Below are 24,257 nucleotides of genomic sequence, written 5' to 3' on the forward strand. Positions count from 1 at the left end.
CGTCCCATGAGCGTTGGCCCTCGCACCCCGGGGGGCCCGCTCAGGGCCCCGGAGGGATCACGGCAAACCCGGATGAAACCACTGGAATCGGCGGCCAGTCACTCGGCGTGAATGTTTCGCCGCGAACGCCCTGTTCGGGGCGGAGCGGTGATGCGGAGGGTGAGGAGCCTTTCACCCGCCCCCGGAAGGAGGCGCCGGACGCTTAGGGGTTGCCTGCACGCGACGCCTTGGACGGGCCTGCGTCCGGCACCTTGGGCGCGCCCGCGTCCGACTGCCTTGATGGGCCTGTGCCCGACGCCTTGGGGGGTGCCTGCGCCCGGATCTTGGAGGGGCCTGCGCCCGACGCCTGGGGGTCTACGCCCGACGGCCTCGGAGGAGCCCGCGTCCGACGCCCCCGGGGGTTGCCCGTCCGCGGATCTTGGGGCACCTGCCCCGGGACCCCGGGGGGAGTACGTCGGGGCCCGTACGTCGCGGGCGGCCGGGGTCAGAAGCCCGGGGTCTCGGGCCCGATGCGGCTGCGGACCGCCGTCTGGACCTCGGCCTCCTCCGCCGGGTCGGCGGCCAGCCGACGGAGTTGTTCGACGACGCGGGCGTCGGCGGTGGCGGCGTGGCGGGCGGCGACTTCGCGGGTGCTCTCCTCGCAGTCCCAGAGGCATTCGACCGCGAAGCCCGCCGCGAAGGACGGATCGGTGGCGGCCAGTGCGCGGGCGGCGCGGCCGCGGAGGTGGGAGGAGGCCGTCTCCCGGTAGATATGGCGCAGGACGGGCGCGGCGCAGGAGATCGTCAGGCGCCCGGCGCCGTCGACGAGGGTCCACAGGGTCTGGGCGTCCGGGCCCTCGGCCCGGACCGTGCGGCGGAGGGCGGCGAGCACGAGCTGGGTGTCGTACTGGCCGCCGCGGCAGGCGAGCATCGCCGCCGCCGCGTCCCCGAGGGCGTCGGGGCGGTGGGCCCAGACCCGGGCCCGGTCGAGGGCGGCGATACTGCGCATGCGTTCGAAGGCGGAGAGGGCCGCCTGGGAGACCAGCTGGGAGGCGTCCGGCTCGGTCACGGCGGTCTCGATCAGGTCGAGCACCTCGGGGTCGCCGATCTCCGCGAGGTGCCGCAGCGCCGCGGCGCGGGCGGCGTCGGGGGCCGACGCGGCGGCGGCGAGGAGTTCGGGCCGGTCCTCGGGACCGGCGACGGCGGCCAGACAGCGGGCGGCCGCGTCGGGGCGGCGGGCGTCCGGCTTCAGATCGTGCTCCCGCTGGGCCCACAGCAGGATGTCGTGGACGCTCCAGCCGGGGCGCGGTCCAGAGGGCCGCAGCTGGCGCTGCCACCGGTCGAAGGCGCCGCGCTCGGCCGCCGTGCGCACCCGCGGCCCGTGGTCCGGATCGTCGGCCCACAGCCGCCAGGGCCGGGGTTCGTAGGCGCCGCGCACCACGGCGGCCAGCTCGGCGTCGCCGTCGGGGGTGCGGGGGAAGTGGGCGAGGATCGCGGGGGCGAGGCCGCGCAGCCCGGTGTCGTCGTCGCGCAGGGCCAGCTCGTCGAGGGCCCATTCCCAGTTGCTGCCGGCCGCGGCGTAGCGGCGCAGCAGCCGCAGCGCGTCGGACCTGCCGTAGGCGGCGAGGTGGCCGAGGACGGAGAGGGCGAGCCCGGTGCGCTCCTCGTCGTCGCTGACCAGGTCGTCGGGGTGGAACAGATGCTGTTCGATCTCGTCGAGCCCGGCGTCGAGGTCCAGGCAGAGCCTGGCGTAATAGAGCGAGCGGTTCTCGACCTGCCAGTCACGGCGGGGGTCGCGCAGCACACAGTGGTGCAGTGCCGCGAGCGCCTCGGCCCGCGGCGCGGCGAGGGCATGCAGGGTCCCGTCGCCGCGGCCTCGCTGCAGGAGGCCGAGCAGGGTGCCGCTGGGCGCTATGTCTGGATCGAACATGAGGTCAGCATCCGGTGCGGGAGGTTCGCTGGCAACGGGATTTCCGTCGATCGGCATTCTTGCCGATGTCCTGCCGCCGTATGCGTGATGAACGGTGCGGGACTAAGGGACTCCCGAGCGCCGCAGCCTACCCGGAATCGCGGCCTCCGCCGATTCCCGCCCGATATGCACCCGGAAGGCCATCGGCATATGCCTCAAGCACCACCGGATCGGGTATTGCCAAACCGCTTACGGGATGTCGCAGCCTGTGCAAGAGTCGTTACCGGTCCCTCCCTCAAGACCCGGCCGCGCCGCGCCCGTATCGGAGAACGTCATGCCGTCCCCCCGCTCCGCGGACCATCCCGCCGTACCGCCTCCCCAGCGTGACACGGTGGACGCCCTCATCTCCCAGACCCAGCTGCTCCGCGGCGGGCTCGACGCCGTCCGCCGCGACACCGTCGCGGACCTGGGCGGCACGGATGACGCGCAGGTGCGCTGGCAGCGCGCGCTGTGCGAGCTCGCCGCCCACCAGCTGGACGATCTGGGCCGCCATCTGGGCGAGCTGCGCGAGGGACTGCCCGCCGATGCCCCCGAGACGGCCGGTCCCGCCAGGCCGGTCGACCCCACCGGGACCGCCGGTCCCATCGAAACCATCGGCCCCGCCGCGACCATCGGTTCCGCCGAGACATTCGATTCCGTCGAGCCCATCGATTCCGTCGAGGCCATCGGTCTCCCCGGGCCGGAGGGCGACGCGGCGGGCGGGGCCCCGGCCCGGAGCGAGGCCGCGGATCACGCCCCCACCGGCGGCGGTTCGCTGCTGAGCCGGGTCGGCAGCGCCGAGTGGAACCTCCTCACCGACGAGGTGATCTGGTCCGACGAGCTCTGCCGGATCTTCGGCCGCGACCCCGGGGACGGCGGACTCACCCTCGACGAGCTGCCCTCCTGGGTCTTCTCCGAGGACCAGCCGATCCTGACCGCGATGGTCACGGACTGTCTGGTGGACGGAAAGCCGATCGACGGCGAGTTCCGTGTGGTGCGCGAGGACGAGGTGGTGCGCACCGTCCATATGGCGGGCGAGCCGGTGCTGGACACCGACGGCAGCACCGCCTCCATGTGGGCCGTGCTCCGGGACGTGAGCGAGCTGCGCCGCAGCGAGCGGGCGGTGCGCGAGAGCCGGGACACACTGCGCCACCAGCGGCGGATCGCCCGCACCGAGCGCCGGTTGGCGGTGGAGGTGCAGGAGGCCGTGCTGCCGCCGTGGCGCGGTTCGCTCCGGCTCCCGGCCCGTGACGGCTTCCCTGGTGCCGGTCCGGCGGCCGACGGCGCCGCCCTGGACCTCGCCGCCCACTACCTGCCCTCCGAGTCCAGCGCCCAGATCGGCGGCGACTGGTACGACGCACTCGAACTCCCCGGCGGCCACACCCTGCTGAGCGTCGGCGGCCTCACCGGCCACGGTGTGACCGCCACCTGCGGCATGGCCATGCTGCTGGGCGCCGTGCGCGGCATGGCGGTGGCCGGGATCGAGCCCGGCGCGCTGATGGGGCGGCTCAACCAGCTGCTGGCCGTCTCCTCCCAGCCCGCGCTGGTCGGCGCCGTATGCGCGCAGTACGACCCGGGCACCCGCACCCTGGCGTGGGCGCAGGCCGGACACCCCGCCCCGCTGCTGTTCCGCGACGGGACGGGGCGCCCGCTGCGCTCCCCCGACGGCGTGCTGCTCGGCGCCACCGCGGGCGCCGCGTACACCCAGTGCGCGGAGCGGCTGGAGCCGGGCGATCTGCTGGTGCTGCACACCGGACGGCTCGCCAGGGACGCCGAGGGCGCCACCGAGCGGCTGCTCGCGCTCGCGCCACGGCTGACCGCCGCCCACGGCGCACAGGAGTGCGTACGGACGGTGGCCGAGGCGTTCGGCGACGAGCCGCGCGAGAACGACGCCTGTGTGCTGATCGCCAGGGTCACCGGCGCCCGCGCATGACGCGGCGCCCCGCGTCGGCGTGACGTGATGAACGGCCCTTCATGAAGCGTCGGCCCCGCGTACTGCCCTTCAGGCGGTGGCCCCGCGTGTCGCCCTCCGTCGTGCCCTTCGTCATGCCCTCCGTACGGCGTGGTCCGCTCGCTAGACGGCCGCGCTCCTGGCGATGGAGCCGTACCCTTTCAGCCCAGCGCCGCCCTTCCCCGCGCCTCCCTTCGGCATCACCTGCTGGATCTCCGCACGCAGCTCCCGGACGGCCGGTGATGTGCCGTACGGCGCGGTGAGCCGGTACATCTCGCGCAGCCGGTCCCAGGTGCGGTGCGAGGAGTTCTGCTCGATCGTCAGCAGCGCCATCCGGGCATAGCGGTCGGCCTGCTCGGGATCGTCCCCGAGGAAGCAGGCCGAGGCGATGGAGATGTGGTCGAAGATCTGGGACCGCTGGCGCCCGCCCTCCCGCATCCGCAGCCCCTTCTTGGCATGGGTCCTGGCGATCCCCGCCGCCCCCGGCTCGTGCTCCGCCAGCGTGCGGTAGACCAGCCCCTGCATCCCGTGCAGATCGGCCTCGTTGAACAGCTGCATCCAGCTCGGCGCCGGGCCGTCGTCCCGGTCCGAGACGAACAGCTCCTCCGCCTCGCCCAGGGCCCGCCGGACCGCCTGGCCCTGGCCCTTGGACGCCAGCGCCCATGCCTCGATGGTGCAGAACATGGACCGGGTCAGCGGCAGCGCCGCCTCGCCCGCCCCGGACTTGGCGAGCCCCATCAGCTCCAGGGCGTCGTCCGGACGGCCGAGGTGCACCATCTGCCGCGCGGCCCGGGAGAGCGCCTCGCCCGCCCGGGGCCGGTCACCGCCCTCGCGGGCCGCGTGGGCGGCGATGACGAAGTACTTCTGGGCGGTGGGCTCCAGGCCGACGTCATGGGACATCCAGCCGGCGAGGACGGCCAGGTCGGCCGCCACCCCCCACAGTCTGCGCTGCAGGTGCTCGGGGTGGCGATAGGCGAGCATGCCGCCCACCTCGTTGAGCTGGCCCACCACGGCCTTCCGCTGGAGCCCGCCGCCGCGGGCCGCGTCCCAGGCGCGGAAGACCTCGACCGAGGACTCCAGGGCGTCGATCTCCTGGGAGCCCACGGGGGCGGCCTCGTAGCGGTCGAAGCCCACGGGCTCGACGGAGAGGGGGTTGTCGGTACGGGGCGCGTCGGTGGCGAGGGAGGGGTCGGAGAGCAGAAAGTCGCTCATGGCACCGGTGATGGCGGATCCCGCGGCGAGCGCGGCACCCGCGCCCACCAAGCCGCGTCGGTTGAACATAAGGTCCATTCCCGTGAATTCGGTGAGGACCGCGGCCGTGGACTCGGGCGGCCAGAGCAGTCCGTCGCCGGACTGCCCCTTTCCCGCGCGCCCCCCGCGTCCGAACCCGAGATCCTCAATGGTCACGACTCGACCGAGGCGCTCGGTGAACAGGGCGGCCAGCACCTTGGGCACGGGATCGCGCGGCGTCTCGCCGGTGTCGATCCAACGCCGCACCCGCGAGGTGTCGGTCGCCAGCTGCGGATGGCCCATGGCCGCCGCCTTCCGGTTCACGAGCCTCGCGAGCTCCCCCTTGGACCAGCCGGCGAGGCCGAACAGGTCCGCAAGACGGGTGTTGGGTTCCCTCGTCACGTCAAGCCCCCAGGTTCCTCGGCTGACTTGACAGTAACGGGCCCGTCACGGGCCGTGCGACTATTCGCCAGGGTTCGCCAGGGTGCGCCAGATGGTGTGCCACCCGTACAGGGGTGTGGTGTAGGAGTGCGTTACCCGGCCCGGTGGCGGCTCGAGTTCGCTCGAACCGCATTCCCCAGGGTGCGGCCCCGCTCCGGGGCCGGGTGCGTACGCAATTCGTCGGCACACGAAGGGATCTGTCTCGCCCATGTACGCAGCATCGTCCTCCGTGTCCGTCCCGCCCCGGCCGTACCGGCGGCAGCTGCCCGGCAATGGGCCGTACCTCGATCCCGCCCCCGGCGGCCGGGCCCGGCGGACCGCCGCCCTCGGCCCCGTGCCGCCCCGCGGGAGACTCGACTTGTCCGGTCCCCAGGGTGCGCAGCTGCGCACCGCGATCACCTCGGTCCACCGCATCTGTCCGGAGTTCAACCCGGTGCAGGTGCTGCGGCGCAGCGGGCGGTCCGTGCTCCTGATCGGGGCGACCGGGCGCAGCACCGCGGTGGCCAAGTGCCTGGTGGACCACTCCCCCGCGTGGGCCGAGCGGTTCCGCCGGGAAATAGCGATGTACCGGGCGTTCGTCCGCCAGCGCCCGCCGGTGCGGGTGCCCCGGCTGATCGCCGCGGACCCGGACAACTGCGCTCTGGTCATCGAGCGGATGCCCGGGCGGATCGCTGCCGCGCAGCGCCACCCCACCGAGCCCCCGCCGCGTGCCGATCTGGGCGCGGTGCTGGGTGCCGTCCATCGGGTCAACCAGTGGCGGCCGCCGGCCGATCTGTTCGACGCCCCCATCGACTACGCCGCCCGGCTGACCCGCTATCACGAGCTCGGGTTGCTCACCGACCGCGACATGGGCGATCTGCAGAAGCTGCTGCACGGCGTCTCACAGGCCTGCGGGCGGCAGACCCCGGCCCAGTTCTGCCATGGCGACGCCCTGTTGAACAACGTACTGCTGTCCCCCGCGGGCCCGGTGTTCCTGGACTGGGACCACGCGGGCTGGTATCTGCCCGGCTATGACCTGGCCACGCTGTGGACGGTATTGGGCGACGCCCCCGTCACCCGGCGCCAGATCAGCCAGCTGGCGCAGGCCGCGGGCCCGGCCACGCGGGACTCCTTCCTGGTGAACCTGATGCTGGTGCTGACGCGGGAGATCCGGCGGTACGAGACCGCGGTGCAGCGCACCATGCATGACCCCGCTCCCGTGGTGCCGGGCGCGGTGTCCGCCGGTGAGGAGCAGCGGCTGCTGCTGCGCCGGCTGCATGACGACTGCGGACTGGCCCGGCGTGCGGTGCGGGCGGCGGTCGGCACCCGCTGAGCGGAGGCGGGTGGCGGCAGCCCGGCGCGTCACCGGTCCAGACCGGTGACGCGCCGCAGTCGGGTGGATAGACGAACGTCCGTACGGGTGACGGCGATTGACGCCACGCCTGGCAGCGCATATCTCTAAGTGGCTCGGCTTGGCCCGGCCCGCTTGAGGAGGCTGCAATGCCAGAATCCGCACAGGACAGCGCCCACGACGGGCGGAGAATCCCGTCCCGCCCCACCCGGAGAACCACCCTGCGGACCGCGGGAGCCGCGGCGTCCGCCGCCCTTCTGCTCCCGCTGGTGTCCGCCACCCCCGCCGCCCATGCCGACCAGCGGCGGGGCGGCGATGGACCCGACGCCGGGGGCGGCGCCCTGCAGCGCGCCTTCGCTGCTGCCGCCGCCGAGTACGGCGTTCCGCTGAGCGTGCTCCTGGGCGTGTCGTATCTGCAGTCGCGCTGGGACGGCCACGGTGGCGCGCCCAGCGTCACCGGTGGCTACGGCCCCATGCACCTCACCGACGCCCACACCGCCCTGCTCGCCGCCCCGCACCACAGCCAGGGCACCGAGGACGCGCGCGGCGATCTCGCCCGGCCGCTGAGCGTACCCAAGGCCTCCGTGCCCCAGCCCCGGCAGCTGCCCGCCCGGCTGCGCACCCTCGGCCGCGCCGCGGAGCTCACCGGGCTGTCCGCGGAGGCGCTGCGCGGCGACGAGAGCGCCAATGTGCGCGGTGGCGCGGCCCTGCTGGCCGCCGCGCAGAAGCGGCTGGGGCTGCCGCCGAGCGGGGACCCCGCCGACTGGTACGCGGCGGTGGCGGCCTACTCCGGTGCCGATGACGCCGCGGCCGCGGCCTTCTTCGCCGATGAGGTCTACGGGGTGATCCGCGGCGGGGCCGCGCGGACGACCGCCGACGGGGAGCGGGTCTCCCTCGGCGCGGCGCCCGATGTCGCCCCGGACACCCGGCAGTTGCGGACGCTCGGCCTGCCGTCCCCGGCGCGTGATCCGCGGGTCGAGGCCCCCAAGGACGTGTCCTGCGAGTGGATCCCGGCGCCCTACGAGGAGTTCGGGGACGGCGACTACGGCAACCACGACCTGGGCGACCGCCCCTCCTCGCAGTCCGTCGACTACATCGTCATCCATGACACCGAGGGCCCCTGGGACACCACCATCAAGCTGGTCCAGGACCCCACCTATGTGTCCTGGCAGTACACCCTGCGCTCCTCCGACGGGCATATCGCCCAGCATGTGCCGCTCAAGGACGTCGCCTGGCACGCGGGCAACTGGTACGTCAACGCCAAGTCCATCGGGCTGGAGCACGAGGGGTTCCTGACCGCCCCGGACGCCTGGTACACGGAGGCGATGTACCGCTCCTCGGCGCGGCTGGTGCGCTATCTCGCCAAGCGGTTCGACATCCCGCTGGACCGCCAGCACATCCTGGGCCATGACAATGTGCCGGGCACCACCACCTCCACCATCGCCGGTATGCACACCGACCCGGGCCCCTACTGGGACTGGGCGCACTACTTCACCCTGCTCGGCGCGCCCTTCCGGAGCACCGCGGGCTCCTCCGGCGGCCTGGTCACCATCCGCCCCGACTACGCCACCAACCGGCCCGTCTACACCGACTGCGAGACGGCGGGCCAGCCCTGCGCCCCGCACGGCTCGTCCGCGGTGCGGCTGCACACCGCGCCGAGCGCGGACGCCCCGCTGGTCAAGGACGTCGGGCTGCGCCCGGACGGCTCGGACTCGACGACCGGGGTGAATGACACCGGCGCCCGCGCCACCACCGGACAGCAGTTCGCGGTCGCGGGGCACGAGGGCGACTGGACGGCGATCTGGTACCTCGGCCAGCGGGCCTGGTTCCAGAACCCCAAGCGGCGGCCGACGGCGGTGAGCGCCAAGGGGCTCGTGGTGACGCCCAAGGCGGGGGCGAAGGAGGTTCCGGTGTACGGCCGCGCCTATCCGGAGCAGGAGGCGTATCCGGAGGGGGTGCCGGTGCAGGCGGTCTCGCCGCTGCCGTACAAGCTGCTCGCCGGGCAGTCCTATCCGCTGGGGCTCCGGACGCGGGGCGAGTACCTGTGGGCGACCACCTTCGATCCGGCCGGTCATAAGGTGGTGCGCGGCCAGGATGTGTACTACCAGATCCAGTTCGGGCACCGGGTGGCGTTCGTCCGGGCCGCCGATGTGACGGTCCGGGGCTCGGGGAAGTGAGCCTGACGGCCCGTCAGCCCGCCGGATGACGGACGGCCGGGGGCCGTGAGCGACCGTACGGGCGCCTCACGGCCCCGGGCGAAGATCCCTCTCAGCGCTGCTGGAACATCTCCGCGGGCAGCGGCTTGAGCAGCCGGTACAGATCGTCGGTGATCGGCCGGTCCCAGCTGGCGATGGTGACGAGCACCCCGTCGCTGCGGTCGAACTGGGCGCAGGAGATCCGGCCCTCGGAGAGCTTGATCCGGCGGACGATGAGCAGGTTGTCCTCGTGCATCACCGGGTTGTCCTCGGTGTCCACCACCTGAACCGGCTCGTCGTTCCCCAGCGCCGCCAGCAGCTGGGTCACCTCGAACGGCGGCTGGCCCTCGGCCACCTCGCGGGCCGGTGAGCCCTCGGGCAGATTGCCGATGATCATCGCCGGGCCGCGGCCGCCGAACAGGTCGTAGCGCAGGAAGACGCCCTGGCAGCTGCCGTCCGGAGCGGGCAGCAGCCCCGCCCCGAGGTCGCCGGGCCAGTCTCCCGGGTCCATGGCGAGGACGTCGAAGTCCGGCCCGGTGGGCGTGGCGGCGCTGCGGCGGCGGAGGAAGGACATGCGGACATGGTACGTGGCCACGCGCCGGTCGCCGTTCCGGGGAGCGGCCGGGCCGCATCCCTCATCCGGGGTCGGAAGCCGGGCGCTGGGGAAGGCCGACCCTGGGGGTGATGAGCCGCTTGGCCAGCCCGGCCCGGTCGGTGCCGACCTTACGGTAGACATCGGACAGCAGCCGGGCGACCTCGCGCTCATCCAGCGCCGTGGCCTCCCCGATCCGGGCGTCCGACCAGCCCTCGGCGGCCCGCTCGGCGATGGCCTGCTCCTGGGAGGTCAGCGGGCTGGTGTGATCGACCCGCAGTTGCATGGGGCGCAGTCCGGCCGCGGACAGCTCGTCGCGGGCCCGGGCCGCGAGCGCGTCGGCACCGCAGCGCACCGCTCCCTCCAGACCGCGGTAGAGCCGGTCGCCCGCCTCCTGGGGCAGGCCGATGCGGCGCAGCGCGGCACCGTGGTCGACCAGCGCCACCGCCAGGTCGTACGCGGCCGGTGAGCGCATCAGATGGCTGACGGCCTCGGCCAGCAGCTTGATCCGGTCCGGCCCCTGGGTGACGGTGGCGGCGGTGTGCAGCGCCTTGCCGATGGCGGAGTGGGCGCCGAACTGACGGGCGCGGCGCACCGCGTCGTCGGCGACCTCGGCGGCCTGCCGCGGATCGGTCAGTGCGAGAGCCTGGGCGAGGTGGGGCTGCCAGGGGCACCAGGCGGGGTTGCGCATACCGCGTCCGTCCATGCGGCGGCCGACCTCGGTGAGCTGGCTCCGGGCCTCGCGGTGGAGATTGGCCGCCAGCAGCAGCTCGCCGCGCACCGCCGGGACATCGGGGCAGAGCGTGGCCTGTGGCAGGGTCTCGCCGCCGTGGCGGGCGGCGAACTCCTGGGCCTCCCGGATCCGGCCCCGGCAGATCAGCGTTCCGATGAGGGTGCCGACCGCGGTCCAGTGGGCGGGTGTCGAGGAGCCCACCAGGTCGGCGATCCGCATCCCCTCACGGGCCAGCTCCTCCGCCTCGCCGAGGGCGCCGCGACGCAGCCGGGCGTACCCGAGGAGGGTGAAGCCGAACGCCAGGTGGGAGCCGCGCCAGCCCTTGCGCTCGCATTCGGCGATGCCCTTGTCGAACAGCCCCTCGGCACGTCCTGGCTGGTCACAGTGGAGGAAGACCAGGGCGACCAGGATGGGCACCTCGAAGCCCCAGTCGTCATCGGTCCAGCTGAGGCCGTCGCCCAGGGCCTCTTCCGCGTAGTGCAGGGCGGTCGCGACGGGCTCTCCGCGCGTCATCGCGTCCCAGGCACGCAGCCCCATCAGATAGCGCTCGGCCATGCCGCGGCCTGTGAGGCGGTCCGCGAGCCGGGCGAGCCGCCGGGAGCGGGCGGGCGACTCCTTCTCGTCGGCGCGGAACATGTTCCACATCAGCTGCTCGGTCTGCATCCGCAGCCGGGTGCGGGCGCTGGTGGCCCGCCCGACCTCGTCGGCGAAGACCTGGGCGGCCTCCTCCATCCGGCCGCTGTGGCCGTACGCCTGGGCGAGCCGGTAGGTGATCGCCTCGCGCAGTTCGGGACCGAGCGCGGGCTCCTCGAGCGCGGCCCGCAGATGGTTGACGGTGACGTCGGGCTCGGTGAGCTGGGCGGCGCAGCCCAGCTCGTACAGCACGGCGGCGCGCTCCTCCAGGACGGGTGGTTCGCGCAGGGCGCGGGCCAGACAGCGGCGCCCGGCGTCGGGTGCTCCGGCGCGCAGATACTCCCGGGCGGCCTCCCGCAGATGGCGCACCACCCAGGGGTCGCCCTCGGGGTGCATCTCCAGCAGATGCCGGCCGGCGGCCGCGGAGCCCAGGCCCGCGCCGAGCACCACGGTGGCGGCCTGGCCGTGCATGGCGACCCGCAGGGCGCCGGGGATGGCCTGGTAGACGGCGGTGGCGATGAGCGGGTGGAGGTACTCCAGGGGCCGGGTGCCGTTCCCGGGGCGCGGCGGGGCCAGGATCCGCGCCTCGACGAGCCGGGCCACCATGTCGGCGGCCTCGGTCTCGCCGAGCCCGGCGACATTGGCGGTCAGCGCCGGGGTGGCCTCGATGCCGAGGACGGCGACGGCCCAGGCGAGGCGGACGGCGGCGGTGCCGAGGCGGGTCAGCCGGTCGTTGAGCCCGCTGTCCTTGGCCGAGGAGACCAGCTCGCGCAGCGCGGGCAGGTTCTCCGACTGCGGTTTCAGCCGTCTGTCGCGGATCTTGGCGGTGAGCTCGGTGACCTCCCAGGGGTTACCGCCGGTCATCGCCCAGCACTCGCGGCAGAACGCCTCGTCGGCGTGGTCCCCAAGGACCTCACGGACGACCCTGCCGACTCCGCCCGGGGTGAGCGGCGCCAGCACATGGGGCCGTGATCCCTGGCGCTCGACCAGGCTCCGTATCGCGGCGACGTCGGCGGTCAGGTCCTCGGGGCGGTAGCCGACGGCGAGCAGCAGGGGCAGGTCGGCGGTGCGCGAGGCGAACCGGGTCAGCCAGTCCAGGGATTCGGGGTCGGCCCAGTGGACATCGTCGAGGATCATGACGACCGGGGCGTGCTCCACGGCGAAGCGGGTCACCAGCCAGTCCAGGCCGTCGCGGACGCCCTGCGGATCGGGTGCGCCGCCGTGGCCCGAGACCACCAGGCCGACCGCGGGCGCGACGATCTCGTACCAGCCGCCGAGGATCCTGCGGTGCTCGTCCTCGCCGGTCGCCGCGAGCACCGGCTGGAAGAGCTGGCGCACCACGTGGAAGGCCGCGCCCTGTTCGCGCTCACCGCCGCGGGCCCGGAGCACGGTGCAGCCGCGGGCGGCGGCCCGCCGGCGCGCCTCGCCGAGCAGCGCGGTCTTGCCGACGCCGCCGGGCCCCTCGAAGGCGATCACTCCGCCGCCGCGGGTCTCGGTCCGGTCGGCGGGATCCGTGCCGCACAGTTCGGTCAGCGCGGCGTCCACCGCGCGCAACTCCCGCTCCCGTTCCAGCAGTGTTCGACGCGTCCGGTTCTGTTGGCTCATGTGCTCCGCCACGTTGCTTCCCCTCCGGCAGGTGACGCCGAGCGTAGCGCGGATGGCACGCTGCGTAGCTCCCTCACGGAGGGATTTCCGCCGGGCATTGCCAGTGGCACGCGCCAATTCACCGTCTCCTCTATCGATGCCACGTTCCACACGCGAGGATGACCGGATTCAACGGGTTGGTCAGATACCGCTTTCGCCTGTGGTATATGCGGGCTCGGGCCGCCCGAACGACGAAGGGGGCGGACACCACTCATGCACACGCACGCTGCGCGACCACAGGACCGGCGGACCGCACTGCTGCGCCGGGCGGCCCTGTTCGAATTTCCGGCCTCGGCCGACCTCAGTCCCGGCACCGAGGCGGCCAGGCACCACACCATCCAATGGCTCTCGCGGTTCGGCGTCTTCGAGGACCGCGCGTCCGTCGCGGAGTACGACGCGCTCCGCTTCGATGTGCTGGCGGGCCTGTTCTACCCCCGGGCGGCCGGTGCCGATCTGAACCTGGGCAGTGACCTCGTGGGCTGGTACTTCGTCTTCGACGACCAGTTCGACGGGGAGCTGGGCTGCCGCCCGGAGGCGGTGGCACGGCTGGTGGCGGACGTCATACGGATCAGCGAAGAGGACCTGGCGCACGGCGGGGCGGAGGACGGCGACGGGCCGCTCCTGGAGAGCTTCCGCGACCTGTGGCGCCGGATCAACTCCGGGCGGCCCCAGGTGTGGCGGGACCGCTTCCGCCACCACTGGCTGGAATATCTGCACTCCTACCACCGCGAGGCCCTGGAGCGTACCGGCGCACTGCCCGCGGCCGGCGGCGCGGACGCGCCGCGCTCGGTGGAGGACGTGCTGGCGCTGCGGCGCCATTCGATAGGCGTACAGCCCTGTCTCGATCTGAACGAGCCGTTCGGCGGCTACACCCTGCCGCCCGCGCTGCACGGCGGCTTCCCGCTGGAACGGATGCGGGAGGCCACGGACGACGTGGTGGTCTTCACCAATGACATCGCCTCCCTGGACAAGGAGCTGGCGGTCGGCGACGTCCACAACAGTGTCATCGTCCAGCGGGAGCGCACGGGTGGCGAACTGGAGGACGCGGTACGTCATATCGCCGACCTGGCCAACACCCGCTACCGCTGGTTCGAGGAGACCGCGGCCGAGCTGCCCGGGCTGCTCGCCGAGGCGGGGGCCGACCCGGACACCCACCGCGCAGTGGCGCGCTATGTGGACGGCATGCGGCATGTGATGGCGGGCAACCTGGGCTGGTCGCTGCGTACGGCCCGGTACGACGAGCAGGGCACCGAGGCGGTCAGCGGGGGACGGCAGCGGCCCTGGGCCCAGCTGACCGGCGCCCAGTAGGCCGGTCCCCCGCCCAGCTGCCGTTCCACCGCACCCCAACCCAACTACCGGGTAGCGCCGCTCAACTGCCCTGGCGCCGCTCGATCGCTCAGCTCGCGTACAGCTGCTCGATCTGCGCGGCGCAGAGCTTGTACACCGCGTCGCGCCGCGTCTTGAGCGAGGCCGTCAACGTCCCGTCCGCCACGGTGAATTCATTCGGGAGGATGCGGAAGGCCCGGATCGACTCCGCCCTGGACACCGAGAGGTTCGCCGTGGAGACCGCCTGCTGGATCTCCGCGTGCAGCGCCTTGTTCGCCGACGCGTGCTCCCGGCCGACCGGGAGCCGCGTGCCGACCGCCTGGTGCCAGCGCCTGAGCATCTCGGCGTCCAGGGTGATCAGCGCCCCGATGAAGGGGCGGTTGTCGCCCACCAGCACGCACTGCGAGATCAGAGGATGCGCCCGCAGCCGCTCCTCCAGCGGCAGCGGGGAGACGCTCTTGCCGCCGCTGGTGATGATGATGTCCTTCTTACGGCCGGTGATGGTCAGATAGCCCTCGCCATCGAGGTGTCCGACGTCTCCGGTGCGCAGCCAGCCGTCGCGCAGCGCGGTCGCGGTGGCCTTGGGATCGTCCACATAGCCCGCGAAGACGGTGCCGCCGCGCACCCAGATCTCGCCGTCCGGCGCGATGCGCACCGCCGTGCCCGGCATCGGGCGGCCCACGGTGCCGTGCCGGGGGCGGCCGGGCGGCTGCGAGGTGACGGCGGCGGTGGTCTCGGTGAGACCGTAGCCGTTGTAGATGGTGATCCCGGCGCCCGCGAACATCAGCCCCAGCTCCCGGCTGAACGGTGAGCCGCCGGTGACCGCGTAGCGCACCCGGCCGCCCAGGACGGCTCTCAGCCGCCGGTAGACCACGTGGTCGAAGGCGGCGTGGGCGGCCCTGAGCCCGGGGCCCGGCCCCTTGCCCGCGCCCTGGCTGTGCTGCTCGACCGCCGCCGCGTAGCGCACCGCCGTGTCCATGGCCCGCTCGAAGAGCGAGCCCTTGCCCGCGTCCTGGGCAGCGGTCCGTGCGGCCCCGAGGATCCGCTCGAAGATGTAGGGCACCGCGAAGACGCAGGTGGGGTGGAAGGACTGGAAGGACGGCAGCAGGGACGACGGGCTGAGCTCGGGCTCGTGCCCCATGAGGATGCCGCTGCGCACACAGAGCACTTGGACCATCAGTCCGTAGATGTGTGCCAGGGGGAGGAAGGCGAGGATGGCGGGCTGCTGCCCGGCCTCGGCGAACAGCCCTCTCCAGCCGGCGAACACGGTGTCGCACTCGGCGGCGAGATTGGCGTGGGTGATCATGCATCCCAGGGGCCGCCCCGTGGTGCCGGAGGTGTAGCAGATGACCGCCGTACTGCGCGGTTCGGCGAGCCAGCGCCGCTCGGTGACCAGTTCGTCCTGGACCCCGGCGCCGCGCCGCCACAGCTCCGTGACGCACTCCTGGTCCATCTGCCATATGGAGCGCAGCACGGGAAGGGTGTCGCAGACGGCGCCGACCGTCATGGCGTCGTCCTCGCCCTCCACCACCACGGCCACGGCCCGTGTCTGCTCCAGGATCCAGCGCACCTGCTCCGCCGAGGAGGTGGGGTAGACGGTCACCACCTGGGCGCCGACGGACCACACGGCATAGCTGAACAGCGTCCACTCGTAGCGCGTCCTGGCCATCAGGGCCACCCGGTCGCCGAACCGCACTCCCTCGGCCAGCAGGCCCTTCGCCAGTGCCAGGACCTCGTCCCGGAAGGCGGCGGCGGTCACCGGGGTCCACCGGCCGCGGTCGGCGGCGTCGCGCCGGGCGAACTGGATCCGGTCAGGTTCGCGGTCCGCCGTCTCGTACACCGAGTCCGCGAGCCCGCCCGCGCGCAGCGGTTCCACCATATGAGGGAGACTGAATTCGCGCACAACACTCCCTTTTCAGCCGACTTTCCACCCCGCGCAACGGGGAGGTGGGAGGGAAAACTACCGCCCGGGGCCGGGGCTGCATAGAGCGGCGGACGATTCCGTTCCCACCCGTGGAGACCCGGCACGACCTGCCCGTGTTACCGTGAGTCACGCTCATGTTTCGGTGCGGGTCGCGAAGGATGAGTGAAGCCGCGATGAACTCATGGGAAACCAACTCGGCGGCCATCGCGGCGGTATGAGGCGCCATCGGGCTTCCGTCATGTTCTGATCCTGGCCGATAACGCGCCGCGGGGCGGGCCATCCGATCCGGCCGGACCCGCCGCCCCGATCGCCCTCCCCGGTTCAGGTGAGGTCGAACTCCCCCTCACGCGCGCCCAGGACGAAGGCGCGCCACTCGGCCGGGGTGAAGATCAGCACCGGGCCCTCGGGACGGCGGCCGTGCCGCATCGCGATGAACCCCTCGACGAAGGCGATCTCCACATCGCCCACGCCCTGGCTGCTCGACCGCCATTGGGCGTCCGAGAGGTCGAGTTCGGGCTTCTCGCCGCTTCCTGTCAGTGGCTGTTCGGTGGTGGTGGTATCGGCCACGTCAGCTCATCCTCCCGGATCGTCGTCCGCGCCCCACCCTAGCGATCGTGGCCGGTGCCGCACAGGCCACGAAAGGAGGAGTGAGCAGGAGCCTCAACCGGCGGGTGGCGTGTCCGCGACCACCCACATCGAGAAGAACTGCGAGCCTCCGCCATAGGCGTGGCCGAGCGCCTTGCGGGCGCCGTCCACCTGGTGTTCGCCCGCCCGTCCGCGCACCTGGAGCGCGGCCTCGGCGAACCGCAGCATGCCGGACGCCCCGATGGGGTTGGTGGACAGCACTCCGCCCGAGGGGTTGACCGGAAGGTCGCCGCCGAGCTCGGTCACCCCCGACTCGGTGAGCTTCCAGCCCTCCCCCTCGTCCGCGAAGCCCAGGTTCTCCAGCCACATGGGCTCGTACCAGCTGAAGGGCACGTACATCTCCACCGCGTCGATCTCCCGGCGCGGGTCGGTGATCCCGGCCTGGCGGTAGACATCGGCCGCGCAGTCCCGGCCGGCCCTCGGCGAGACGAAGTCCTTCCCCGCGAAGAGCGTCGGCTCGCTGCGCATGGCGCCGCCGTGCATCCAGGCGGGCGGATACGGGGCGCGGTCCGCGCCCGCGCGGTCGGTGAGCACCATGGCGCAGGCGCCGTCCGACGAGGGGCAGGTCTCGGAGTAGCGGATGGGGTCCCACAGCATCGGGGAGGACCGCACCTGGTCCAGCGTCAGATCGTGTTCGTGGAGATGCGCGTAGGGGTTGCGCAGGGCGTTGCGGCGGTCCTTGTAGGCCACGAGGGCGCCGACGCCGGAGGGCGCGCCGGTGCGCCGCATATACGCCCGGACATGGGGTGCGAAGAAGCCGCCCGCCCCGGCCAGCAGCGGCTGCTGGAAGGGGATCGGCAGGGACAGCCCCCACATGGCGTTCGACTCCGACTGCTTCTCGAAGGCGAGGGTGAGGACGGTCCGGTGGACACGGGCGGCGACCAGGCCCGCGGCCACCAGCGCGGTGGAGCCGCCGACCGAGCCCGCGGTGTGCACCCGCAGCATCGGCTTGCCGACCGCGCCGAGCGCGTCGGCGAGGTACAGCTCCGGCATCATCACGCCCTCGAAGAAGTCGGGGGCCTTGCCGATGACCACGGCGTCGATGTCCGGCCAGGTCAACTGGGCGTCCTCGAGGGCCCGTACCGCGGCCTCACGGACCAGCCCGGCGATGGAGACGTCGCGGCGCGCGGCGGTGTGCTTGGTCTGGCCGATCCCGACGACGGCCACCGGCTCCTTCGTCACGAGGCATCCCCTTCCAGGACGGCCACCAGGTTCTGCTGGAGACAGGGGCCCGAGGTGGCGTGGGCGAGGGCCCGGTCGGCGGCGCCGCGGTGGATGGCGGCGGCGGCCTCGCCGAGCCGGATCAGCCCGGCGGCCATCATGGGGTTGGCGGCCAGCGCCCCGCCGGACGGATTGACCCGTACGTCCTCTCCCAGCCGCAGCGCACGGCGGAGGATCAGCTCCTGCGAGGTGAACGGCGCGTGCAGCTCGGCGAGGTCGACGGGGGCCTCGAAGGCGCCCGCGCGCTCGGCGGCGAGCCGGGTGGACGGGGAGCGGGTGAGGTCGCGTACGCCGAGGCCGTGGGCCTCCGTCCGGTGGTCCATGCCGCGGATCCAGGCGGGGCGGCGGCAGAGCCGGCGCGCGGTGTCCCCGGCGGCGAGCACGACGGCGGCCGCGCCGTCGCCGACCGGCGGGCAGTCGTGGCGGCGCAGCGGCCGCACCAGATACGGCTCGTCCAGCAGGGCCTCGGGCGGCGGTGAACCGGCCAGCTGGGCATGGGGGTTGTCCTCGGCGGCGGTCCGGCTGCGCACCGCGACCCCGGCCAGCGCCCGCTGGTCCGTATCCCCCTCGTCCAGCAGCGCCTGGGCCTGGAGTGCGGCGAGGGCGACCGAGTCCGGCCACAGGGGCGCCACGTAGTACGGGTCGAGCTGGCGGGTGAGGACCTCCCGCAGATCGCCGGGCGAGGACTTGCCGTAGGAGTAGACGAGCGCGGTCTCGGCCTCGCCCGTCAGCAGCCGCGTCCACGCCTCGTACAGCGCCCAGGCGCCGTCCATCTCCACGTGGGACTCCGCGATGGGCGGCCAGGCGCCGACGCCGTCGAGGGTCATGGTGAAGGAGAAGGCGCGGCCCGCCAGGTAGTCGCAGGAGCCGGAGCAGGTGAAGTCGATCTCGCCCGCGCGGAGTCCGGTGGCGTCGAGCACCTGGTGGAGGACGGGCATCACCATCTCGACCTCGGAGGTCTCCGCGGTGTCGCGTCGGTGGTCGCTCTGGCCGAAGGCGACGATGGCCACCTCTCGCATCTACAACAGCTCCTTGTAGGTGTCGTAGTCGGCGTCGGGTTCGCCGGTGGGGCGGTAGTGGTCGGGGTAGCGGCCGTCCTCGCTCCATACGGGCTCCACCCGCAGCCCCATGCGCACCTCGTCGTAGGGGATGCCGCCGATGCGCGCGTGCAGGGCCAGATCGGCGCCGTCCAGGGCGATGTGGGCGTAGACGTACGGCACGTCGATGTCGAGGTTGCGGGCCTTGATGTTGACGATGCAGAAGGTGGTGACCGTGCCGCGGGGGCCGACCTCCACCTGCTCGTCGGGGGCGATGCCGCAGGTGGGGCAGGCCCCCCGGGGCGGGACGTACACCTTGCGACAGGACGGGCAGCGCTCCCCGTAGGTGGTGCGATCGGCGAGGGCCCTCAGATAGCGCGACTGGGCGCGGCCGGGCGCGTAGGTGTAGTCGAGGCGGGCGGGGGCCACGATGCCGGTGACGGGATCGGCGAACTCCCCGCTGTGCGGTACGGCTTCGCCGCCCTCGGGGCCCTCGTACGGTTCGAAGCAGGCGATGTCGGTGATGGCGCCCCCGCGCTCCCCGGCCCAGCGGATCCGCACCCGCATCCCGGTGCGCACGGCCTCGGGGCCGGGTGCGTCGAGGGCGTGGAGGAGGGCGGTGTGCGCGCCGTCCAGCCGCACCAGCACCCAGGCGAAGGGGGTGCTCAGGGGCTGGCCGCGGCGCGGCGAGGGGTTCCAGGCCCAGGTGGTGACGGTGCCGGTGGGGGCGACCTCGACGAGTTCGGACAGTTCGCCGGCGGTGACCGGGTCGTATTCGACGGGCGGCACCAGCACCCGGCCGTCGGTGGTGCGCACCCCGAGCACGGTCCGTGTCCGCAGTCCGGTGAGGAAGGCGCTCTGCACCGGGCCGAGGGAGCGGGTGAACGGGAACTCGACGACCAGGGGCGCCTGGAGTGCCTGGGGTGAGGGGGCCGGGGTCATGGGGGTGGGTCTCCTTCCGCGCGGCCGGTGGGTGGGCGGCGGGCCGAGGTCTGGGGGTCACGCCCGGCGGTAGACCGGCGGCCGTTTCTCCGCGAAGGCCCTCGAGCCCTCCTTGGCGTCGGCGGTGTCGAAGATGGGCCAGCCGCGCTCGAGTTCGGACCTCAGGCCGTCGGTCTCGGTCATCTCCGCGGTCTCGTAGACGGACGCCTTGACCGCCTCGACGGCCAGCGGGCCGTTGGCGTTGATGAGTTCGGCGAGCTCCAGGGCCTTCTCGAGCGCCGTGCCGTCCGGGACGACATGGCCGATCAGCCCGATCCGCGCCGCCTCCTCGGCCGGGTAGGGGCGCCCGGTGAGCAGCATCTCCAGGGCGTGGGTGCGGGGCAGTTGGCGGGCCAGGCGTACGGTGGAGCCGCCGATGGGGAACAGCCCGCGCCGCACCTCGAAGAGTCCGAAGGTGGCACCGCGGCCCGCGACCCGGATGTCGGTGCCCTGGAGGATCTCGGTGCCGCCCGCGACACAGGGGCCCTCGACGGCGGCGATCACCGGCTTGCGCGGCCGGTGGTGGCGGAGCATCGCCTTCCAGTGCAGATCGGGATCGGCCGCGAGGCGGTCGCGTACGTGCTCCCGGTCCATCCGGCCGCCGCCCGCAAGCGCCTTGAGGTCCATTCCCGCGCAGAAGGCCCCACCGGCGCCGGTGAGCACCACGGAGCGCACGGCGTCGTCCTCGTCGGCCTCGGTCCAGCCGTCGTACAGCCCGACCAGCATCGGCAGTGAGAGCGCGTTCCTGGCCTCGGGCCGGTTCAGGGTGAGCACCAGGGTCGCGCCGACGCGCTCGGCGATGAGGTGTTCGGTCCCGCTTGTCACGGCGTCCTCCCGTCTCGAGACCTAGAACAGGTTGCAGCAGCCGGGGACCGACTTCAAGAGAAATCTGATGCCCAGTCAGATTTCTTGTTCCACGGGCCTTCCCACCTCATCCCGGCGCGGCTCTAATGAGCGCCGAGCCGCCGGATCGAGGGGTCAGGAGGAGTCATGGAGTACAACCTTGCCGACCTGTTCGAGTCGATCGTCGACACGGTGCCCGGCAGAGAGGCGCTGGTGTACCTCGACCACCCCGGCACCGGGGCCGAGCGGCGGCTCAGCTACGCCCAGCTGGACGCGGTCGCCAACCGGCTAGGCCACCACCTGGCGGACAGCGGCATCGCCCCGGGCGAGCACGTCGGACTGCACTTGTGCAACGGCGTGGAGTACCTCCAGACCGCGCTGGCCTGCCTGAAGATCCGGGCGGTGCCGGTGAACGTCAACTACCGCTACGTCGAGGATGAGTTGGTCTACCTCTACCGGGACGCGGAGCTGGCCGCGCTGGTCTACGACGCCGAGTTCGGCGAGCGGGTGGCCGCCGCGCTGCCCCACACCGGCACCCTTCGCCATCTGGTGCGGGTCGGCGCCGGGGAGGGCCCCGGTGGGTCCGTGGCGTTCACCGACGCCGAGGCGTCCGGCTCGCCCGAGCGCGGCTTCCCGGCGCGGTCCGCCGATGACCGCTTCATCATCTACACCGGCGGCACCACCGGGATGCCCAAGGGCGTGGTGTGGCGTCAGGAGGACCTCTTCTTCTCCGGTCTCGGCGGCGGCGCCCCGACCGGTCAGCCGGTCGAGCGCCCGGAGGAGCTGGCCGAGCGGGTGGCCGCGGGCGGCGAGGGGCTGGTCTTCTTCCCCACCCCGCCGCTGATGCACGGAACCTCCACCCTTACGGCCTTCATCGCCTTCAACTTCGGCCAGAAGGTGGTGCTGCACCGGAAGTTCTCACCGGAGGCGGTGCTGAGGACGGTCGAGGAGGAGAAGGTGTCGGCGGTCTCGCTGGTCGGCGACGCGATGCTGCGGCCCCTGGTGGACGCCCTGACCGGCCCCGTCAAGGGCGCCGATCTCTCCTCGCTGCTCAGCGTCAGCAGCTCGGGCGCGATCCTCTCGGAGACCGTACGCGCCCAGTTCGCCGAGCTCTCCCCGCACACGGTGCTGCTGAACAACTTCGGCTCCTCCGAGTCCGGTTTCAACGGCACGGCCACCGCCGACTCCGGCCCCGAGAAGGGCTTCCGGCTGCGCGTCAACGCCCGGACGACGGTGGTGGACCCGACGACCCTCGCCCCGGTGGCGCCCGGTGAGCCCGGTCGGATCGCCCAGCACGGCCATGTGCCGCTCGGCTACTACAACGACCCGGGGAAGACCGCCGAGACGTTCTTCGAGGCGGACGGGGAGCGCTGGGTGCTGCTCGGCGACATGGCGACCGTCGACGAGAACGGTGTGATCACCGTCCTGGGGCGCGGCTCCCAGTGCATCAACACCGGGGGCGAGAAGGTCTACCCGGAGGAGGTCGAAGAGGCCCTTAAGGCCCATCCGGAGGTGTACGACGCGCTGGTGGCGGGCGTTCCGGACACCCGCTGGGGCCATCGCGTCGCGGCCGTCGTCCAGCCCCGTACGGAGGCGTCCGGGCTCACCGCCGACGCGGTACGCGACCACTGCCGGGAACGGCTCGCGGGCTACAAGATCCCGCGCACGGTCGTCTTCACCGACCGCGTGCAGCGCTCGCCCAGCGGCAAGGCGGACTACCGCTGGGCGCGGGCGGTCGCGGAGGGAGCGGAGGGAGCGGACGGGACCAGCGCACGGCCCGGCGGATGACCCGCGGGCGGCCCGGCGGATGACCCGCCCCGCGGTCCGGCCCGCACGCAGCTCGGCGGATGCCCCGCAGGCGGCCCGGGCCGCACGCCTTACGGGGCACCCCGCTCGCACACCGAGGGCAGCGAGCGGCCCAGCGCCACCGTGTGCAGCGGGTCCAGACGCCGCCCGTGGACCACGGCGGCGGCCCCGGCCGTGAGGTGTCCCACGCAGTCGGGGGACTCGCGCACGGCCGCCGAGTCCGCGATGGCGCGTACGAGTTCGCCGTTGATCCGGTTGATCTCCAGCCGGACCCGGCCCAGGTCGGGGCGCTCGGTGGGCGCCTGTGAGGGATCGGCGTCCCAGCGGCCGTACAGGCCGCGCTGGACGACCTTGCTGGCCTCGATCTGGTCGCGGAAGATCGCCTTCGTCGCCACGGGATCGGCGCCCAGCTCCTCGGCCTGCCGCGCCACCGCCTCCAGCACCTCACGCTCCCGCGCCGGGTCGTCGATCGGGCTGTCCGTGCCCCACTTCGCGGCGGCGACCTCATCGGCCACCAGCACCCGCTGCGCGGACAGTTCGGCCAGTGGCCGCAGGCTGCCGTGCTCGACACGGGCCGCACCGGCCGCACCGGCCGGTGCGGCGACGGCGGCGGTGGCCCCGGCGGCCAGTGCGGCGACGGCCAGCACGGCGATGAGCGCATGGCGGGGGGATGGACGCGGTCGCATGGGCGAGGTTCCTCTCTCGGCGGTACGGGCGGCCCGCGCCATCGTCCGGGCGGGCGGGGCGCGGGCGGCCGGTCGCGGGTCGCGGGTCGCGGGTCTTGGAACGATAGGCCGCCGCACCGCGAGCACGCCACGGGGCCGGTCCCGCGGGAAGCGGAACCGGCCCCATGGGCGCGTTGGCCGGATCAGGCGGGCTGTCGCGGCCGGACCAGCTCGGCCTGGCCGAACAGCAGGGCGTAGCCCTCGGGGAGCTGGCCGAGGATGGAGCGCAGCAGCTCCGGGCCCGCCAGCCGCCCGACGATTCCCAGTACCGATCCGGCGTCCCAGCGGGCGGTCGCCCGGGTGGACCCGGGGACGTGTGCGGCGATGTCCTTGACGAATCCCCAGCCGGTCAGCCGCTCGGGGCCGGGGATCTCGGCGGCGAGCACCCGCGCCGCCCTCCGGGGCAGTGCCGCGGCGAGGGCGACCCGCTCCTCGCCGGTGAGCTGACGGCCCAGGGCGGCCAGCACGGTACGGGTGATCTCCTCGGCCCGTTCCCTGGTGGGGTAGAGCCCTTCGTACCGCACCGCTTCGATCAGCTCGTCGTACGTCATGCCGGGCTCCTGCCGTCCCGGGCGACGCTGCTGGAACATGGGTGTGGGGGCGCCTTTCTCGTGAAGGGGGGTGGGGTGTGGGTCAGGCGGTCAGCTGGCGGGGGGCGCCACCGCTGTCGCCGATCTTGATCTTGCGGGGCCTGGCCTTCTCCGAGACCGGCAGGCGCAGGGTGAGGACGCCCGCGTCATAGGAGGCGTCGATCCGCTCGGTGTCGAGGGTGTCCCCGAGGATGAGCTGACGGGTGTGGAGGCCGGAGGGGCGCTCCGAGGCGATCATCTCGGCGCCCTCGGGTGCCGGGGAGCGGCGCTCGGCGCGGACGGTCAGCACATTGCGCTCGACATCGAGGTCGATGGTGTCCGGATCGATGCCCGGGAGGTCGAAGTGGACGACGAACTCGTCGCCCGCCCGATAGGCGTCCATCGGCACGGCTGCCGGCCGTACGGCGGTGCCGAGCAGCTGCTGGGACAGTCGGTCGAGCTCCCGGAAGGCGTCGGTGCGCATGAGCATCACGGATCACTCCT

18 protein-coding genes are annotated in these 24,257 nt (G+C 73.2%); 5 read left to right on the plus strand and 13 right to left on the minus strand.

Going from position 1 to position 24,257, the window contains the following annotated elements; genetic code table 11:
* Positions 1–484: 484 nt before the first annotated feature.
* Positions 485–1,909 carry a hypothetical protein gene (locus VT50_RS22370; RefSeq protein WP_046087226.1) on the minus strand — a complete coding sequence of 475 codons (1,425 nt, stop codon included), beginning with the start codon at positions 1,907–1,909 and terminating at the stop codon, positions 485–487.
* A 313-nt stretch (positions 1,910–2,222) separates the two neighbouring features.
* On the opposite strand from VT50_RS22370, the gene VT50_RS22375 reads away from it, so the two are divergent.
* Positions 2,223–3,860 carry a PP2C family protein-serine/threonine phosphatase gene (locus tag VT50_RS22375; RefSeq protein ID WP_046087227.1) on the plus strand — a complete coding sequence of 546 codons (1,638 nt, stop codon included), beginning with the start codon at positions 2,223–2,225 and terminating at the stop codon, positions 3,858–3,860.
* A 141-nt stretch (positions 3,861–4,001) separates the two neighbouring features.
* Here the strand turns inward: VT50_RS22375 and VT50_RS22380 are convergent, their stop codons facing one another.
* Positions 4,002–5,510 (minus strand): DNA-binding protein NsdB, encoded by a 1,509-nt coding sequence (locus VT50_RS22380; RefSeq protein ID WP_046087228.1) that lies wholly within the window; start codon positions 5,508–5,510, stop codon positions 4,002–4,004.
* A gap of 247 nt (positions 5,511–5,757) precedes the next feature.
* Between VT50_RS22380 and VT50_RS22385 the strand changes: the two genes are divergently transcribed.
* Both VT50_RS22385 and VT50_RS22390 read left to right on the plus strand, forming a co-directional pair.
* Positions 5,758–6,861, plus strand: a complete 1,104-nt coding sequence (locus VT50_RS22385) for an aminoglycoside phosphotransferase family protein (protein WP_046087229.1) — start codon at positions 5,758–5,760, stop codon at positions 6,859–6,861.
* A gap of 167 nt (positions 6,862–7,028) precedes the next feature.
* Complete coding sequence (locus tag VT50_RS22390) at positions 7,029–9,056, plus strand: N-acetylmuramoyl-L-alanine amidase (RefSeq protein ID WP_046087230.1); 2,028 nt, start codon at positions 7,029–7,031, stop codon at positions 9,054–9,056.
* Between the two features lie 91 nt (positions 9,057–9,147).
* On the opposite strand, the gene VT50_RS22395 is transcribed toward VT50_RS22390, so the two are convergent.
* Both VT50_RS22395 and VT50_RS22400 read right to left on the minus strand, forming a co-directional pair.
* Entirely contained in the window at positions 9,148–9,648 is a 501-nt protein-coding gene (locus VT50_RS22395; protein ID WP_046087250.1) for a hypothetical protein, read from the minus strand.
* A 61-nt stretch (positions 9,649–9,709) separates the two neighbouring features.
* Positions 9,710–12,637 carry an ATP-binding protein gene (locus VT50_RS22400; protein WP_046087251.1) on the minus strand — a complete coding sequence of 976 codons (2,928 nt, stop codon included), beginning with the start codon at positions 12,635–12,637 and terminating at the stop codon, positions 9,710–9,712.
* 252 nt (positions 12,638–12,889) lie between these two features.
* Between VT50_RS22400 and VT50_RS22405 the strand changes: the two genes are divergently transcribed.
* A complete protein-coding gene (locus VT50_RS22405) occupies positions 12,890–13,984 on the plus strand; it encodes an isoafricanol synthase (protein ID WP_046087231.1) in 1,095 nt (364 codons plus the stop codon).
* A gap of 88 nt (positions 13,985–14,072) precedes the next feature.
* Here the strand turns inward: VT50_RS22405 and VT50_RS22410 are convergent, their stop codons facing one another.
* The 6 genes from VT50_RS22410 to VT50_RS22435 form a co-directional block, all read right to left on the minus strand.
* The gene (locus VT50_RS22410) at positions 14,073–15,881 is read right to left on the minus strand and encodes an AMP-dependent synthetase/ligase (protein WP_240529255.1); all 1,809 of its coding nucleotides are present in this window, start codon (positions 15,879–15,881) and stop codon (positions 14,073–14,075) included.
* Between the two features lie 366 nt (positions 15,882–16,247).
* Positions 16,248–16,493, minus strand: coding sequence for a DUF397 domain-containing protein (locus VT50_RS22415; RefSeq protein WP_046087233.1), 246 nt, complete (start codon positions 16,491–16,493; stop codon positions 16,248–16,250).
* A 93-nt stretch (positions 16,494–16,586) separates the two neighbouring features.
* A complete protein-coding gene (locus VT50_RS22420) occupies positions 16,587–17,753 on the minus strand; it encodes a thiolase domain-containing protein (protein WP_046087234.1) in 1,167 nt (388 codons plus the stop codon).
* Positions 17,750–18,811 (minus strand): thiolase domain-containing protein, encoded by a 1,062-nt coding sequence (locus VT50_RS22425; protein WP_046087235.1) that lies wholly within the window; start codon positions 18,809–18,811, stop codon positions 17,750–17,752. Before VT50_RS22425 ends, VT50_RS22420 begins: the two co-directional genes overlap by 4 nt.
* Entirely contained in the window at positions 18,812–19,771 is a 960-nt protein-coding gene (locus tag VT50_RS22430) for a Zn-ribbon domain-containing OB-fold protein (RefSeq protein ID WP_046087236.1), read from the minus strand. It abuts the gene before it with no gap.
* Positions 19,772–19,828: 57 nt separating this feature from the next.
* Positions 19,829–20,635, minus strand: coding sequence for a crotonase/enoyl-CoA hydratase family protein (locus VT50_RS22435; RefSeq protein WP_079343871.1), 807 nt, complete (start codon positions 20,633–20,635; stop codon positions 19,829–19,831).
* A 165-nt stretch (positions 20,636–20,800) separates the two neighbouring features.
* Here VT50_RS22435 and VT50_RS22440 point away from each other — a divergent pair, with 165 nt between their 5' ends.
* Complete coding sequence (locus tag VT50_RS22440) at positions 20,801–22,441, plus strand: acyl-CoA synthetase (RefSeq protein ID WP_046086594.1); 1,641 nt, start codon at positions 20,801–20,803, stop codon at positions 22,439–22,441.
* Positions 22,442–22,530: 89 nt separating this feature from the next.
* Here VT50_RS22440 and VT50_RS22445 read toward each other — a convergent pair whose 3' ends face one another.
* The 3 genes from VT50_RS22445 to VT50_RS22455 form a co-directional block, all read right to left on the minus strand.
* Positions 22,531–23,145, minus strand: coding sequence for a chorismate mutase (locus VT50_RS22445; protein WP_046086593.1), 615 nt, complete (start codon positions 23,143–23,145; stop codon positions 22,531–22,533).
* Positions 23,146–23,327: 182 nt separating this feature from the next.
* Complete coding sequence (locus VT50_RS22450; RefSeq protein WP_046086592.1) at positions 23,328–23,774, minus strand: DUF2267 domain-containing protein; 447 nt, start codon at positions 23,772–23,774, stop codon at positions 23,328–23,330.
* Positions 23,775–23,817: 43 nt separating this feature from the next.
* On the minus strand, positions 23,818–24,243 hold the full coding sequence (locus VT50_RS22455) for an Hsp20/alpha crystallin family protein (RefSeq protein ID WP_046086591.1): 426 nt from the start codon (positions 24,241–24,243) through the stop codon (positions 23,818–23,820).
* Between the last annotated feature and the right edge of the window lie 14 nt (positions 24,244–24,257).

This window comes from Streptomyces antioxidans (assembly GCF_000968685.2).
Lineage (GTDB): Bacteria > Actinomycetota > Actinomycetes > Streptomycetales > Streptomycetaceae > Streptomyces > Streptomyces antioxidans.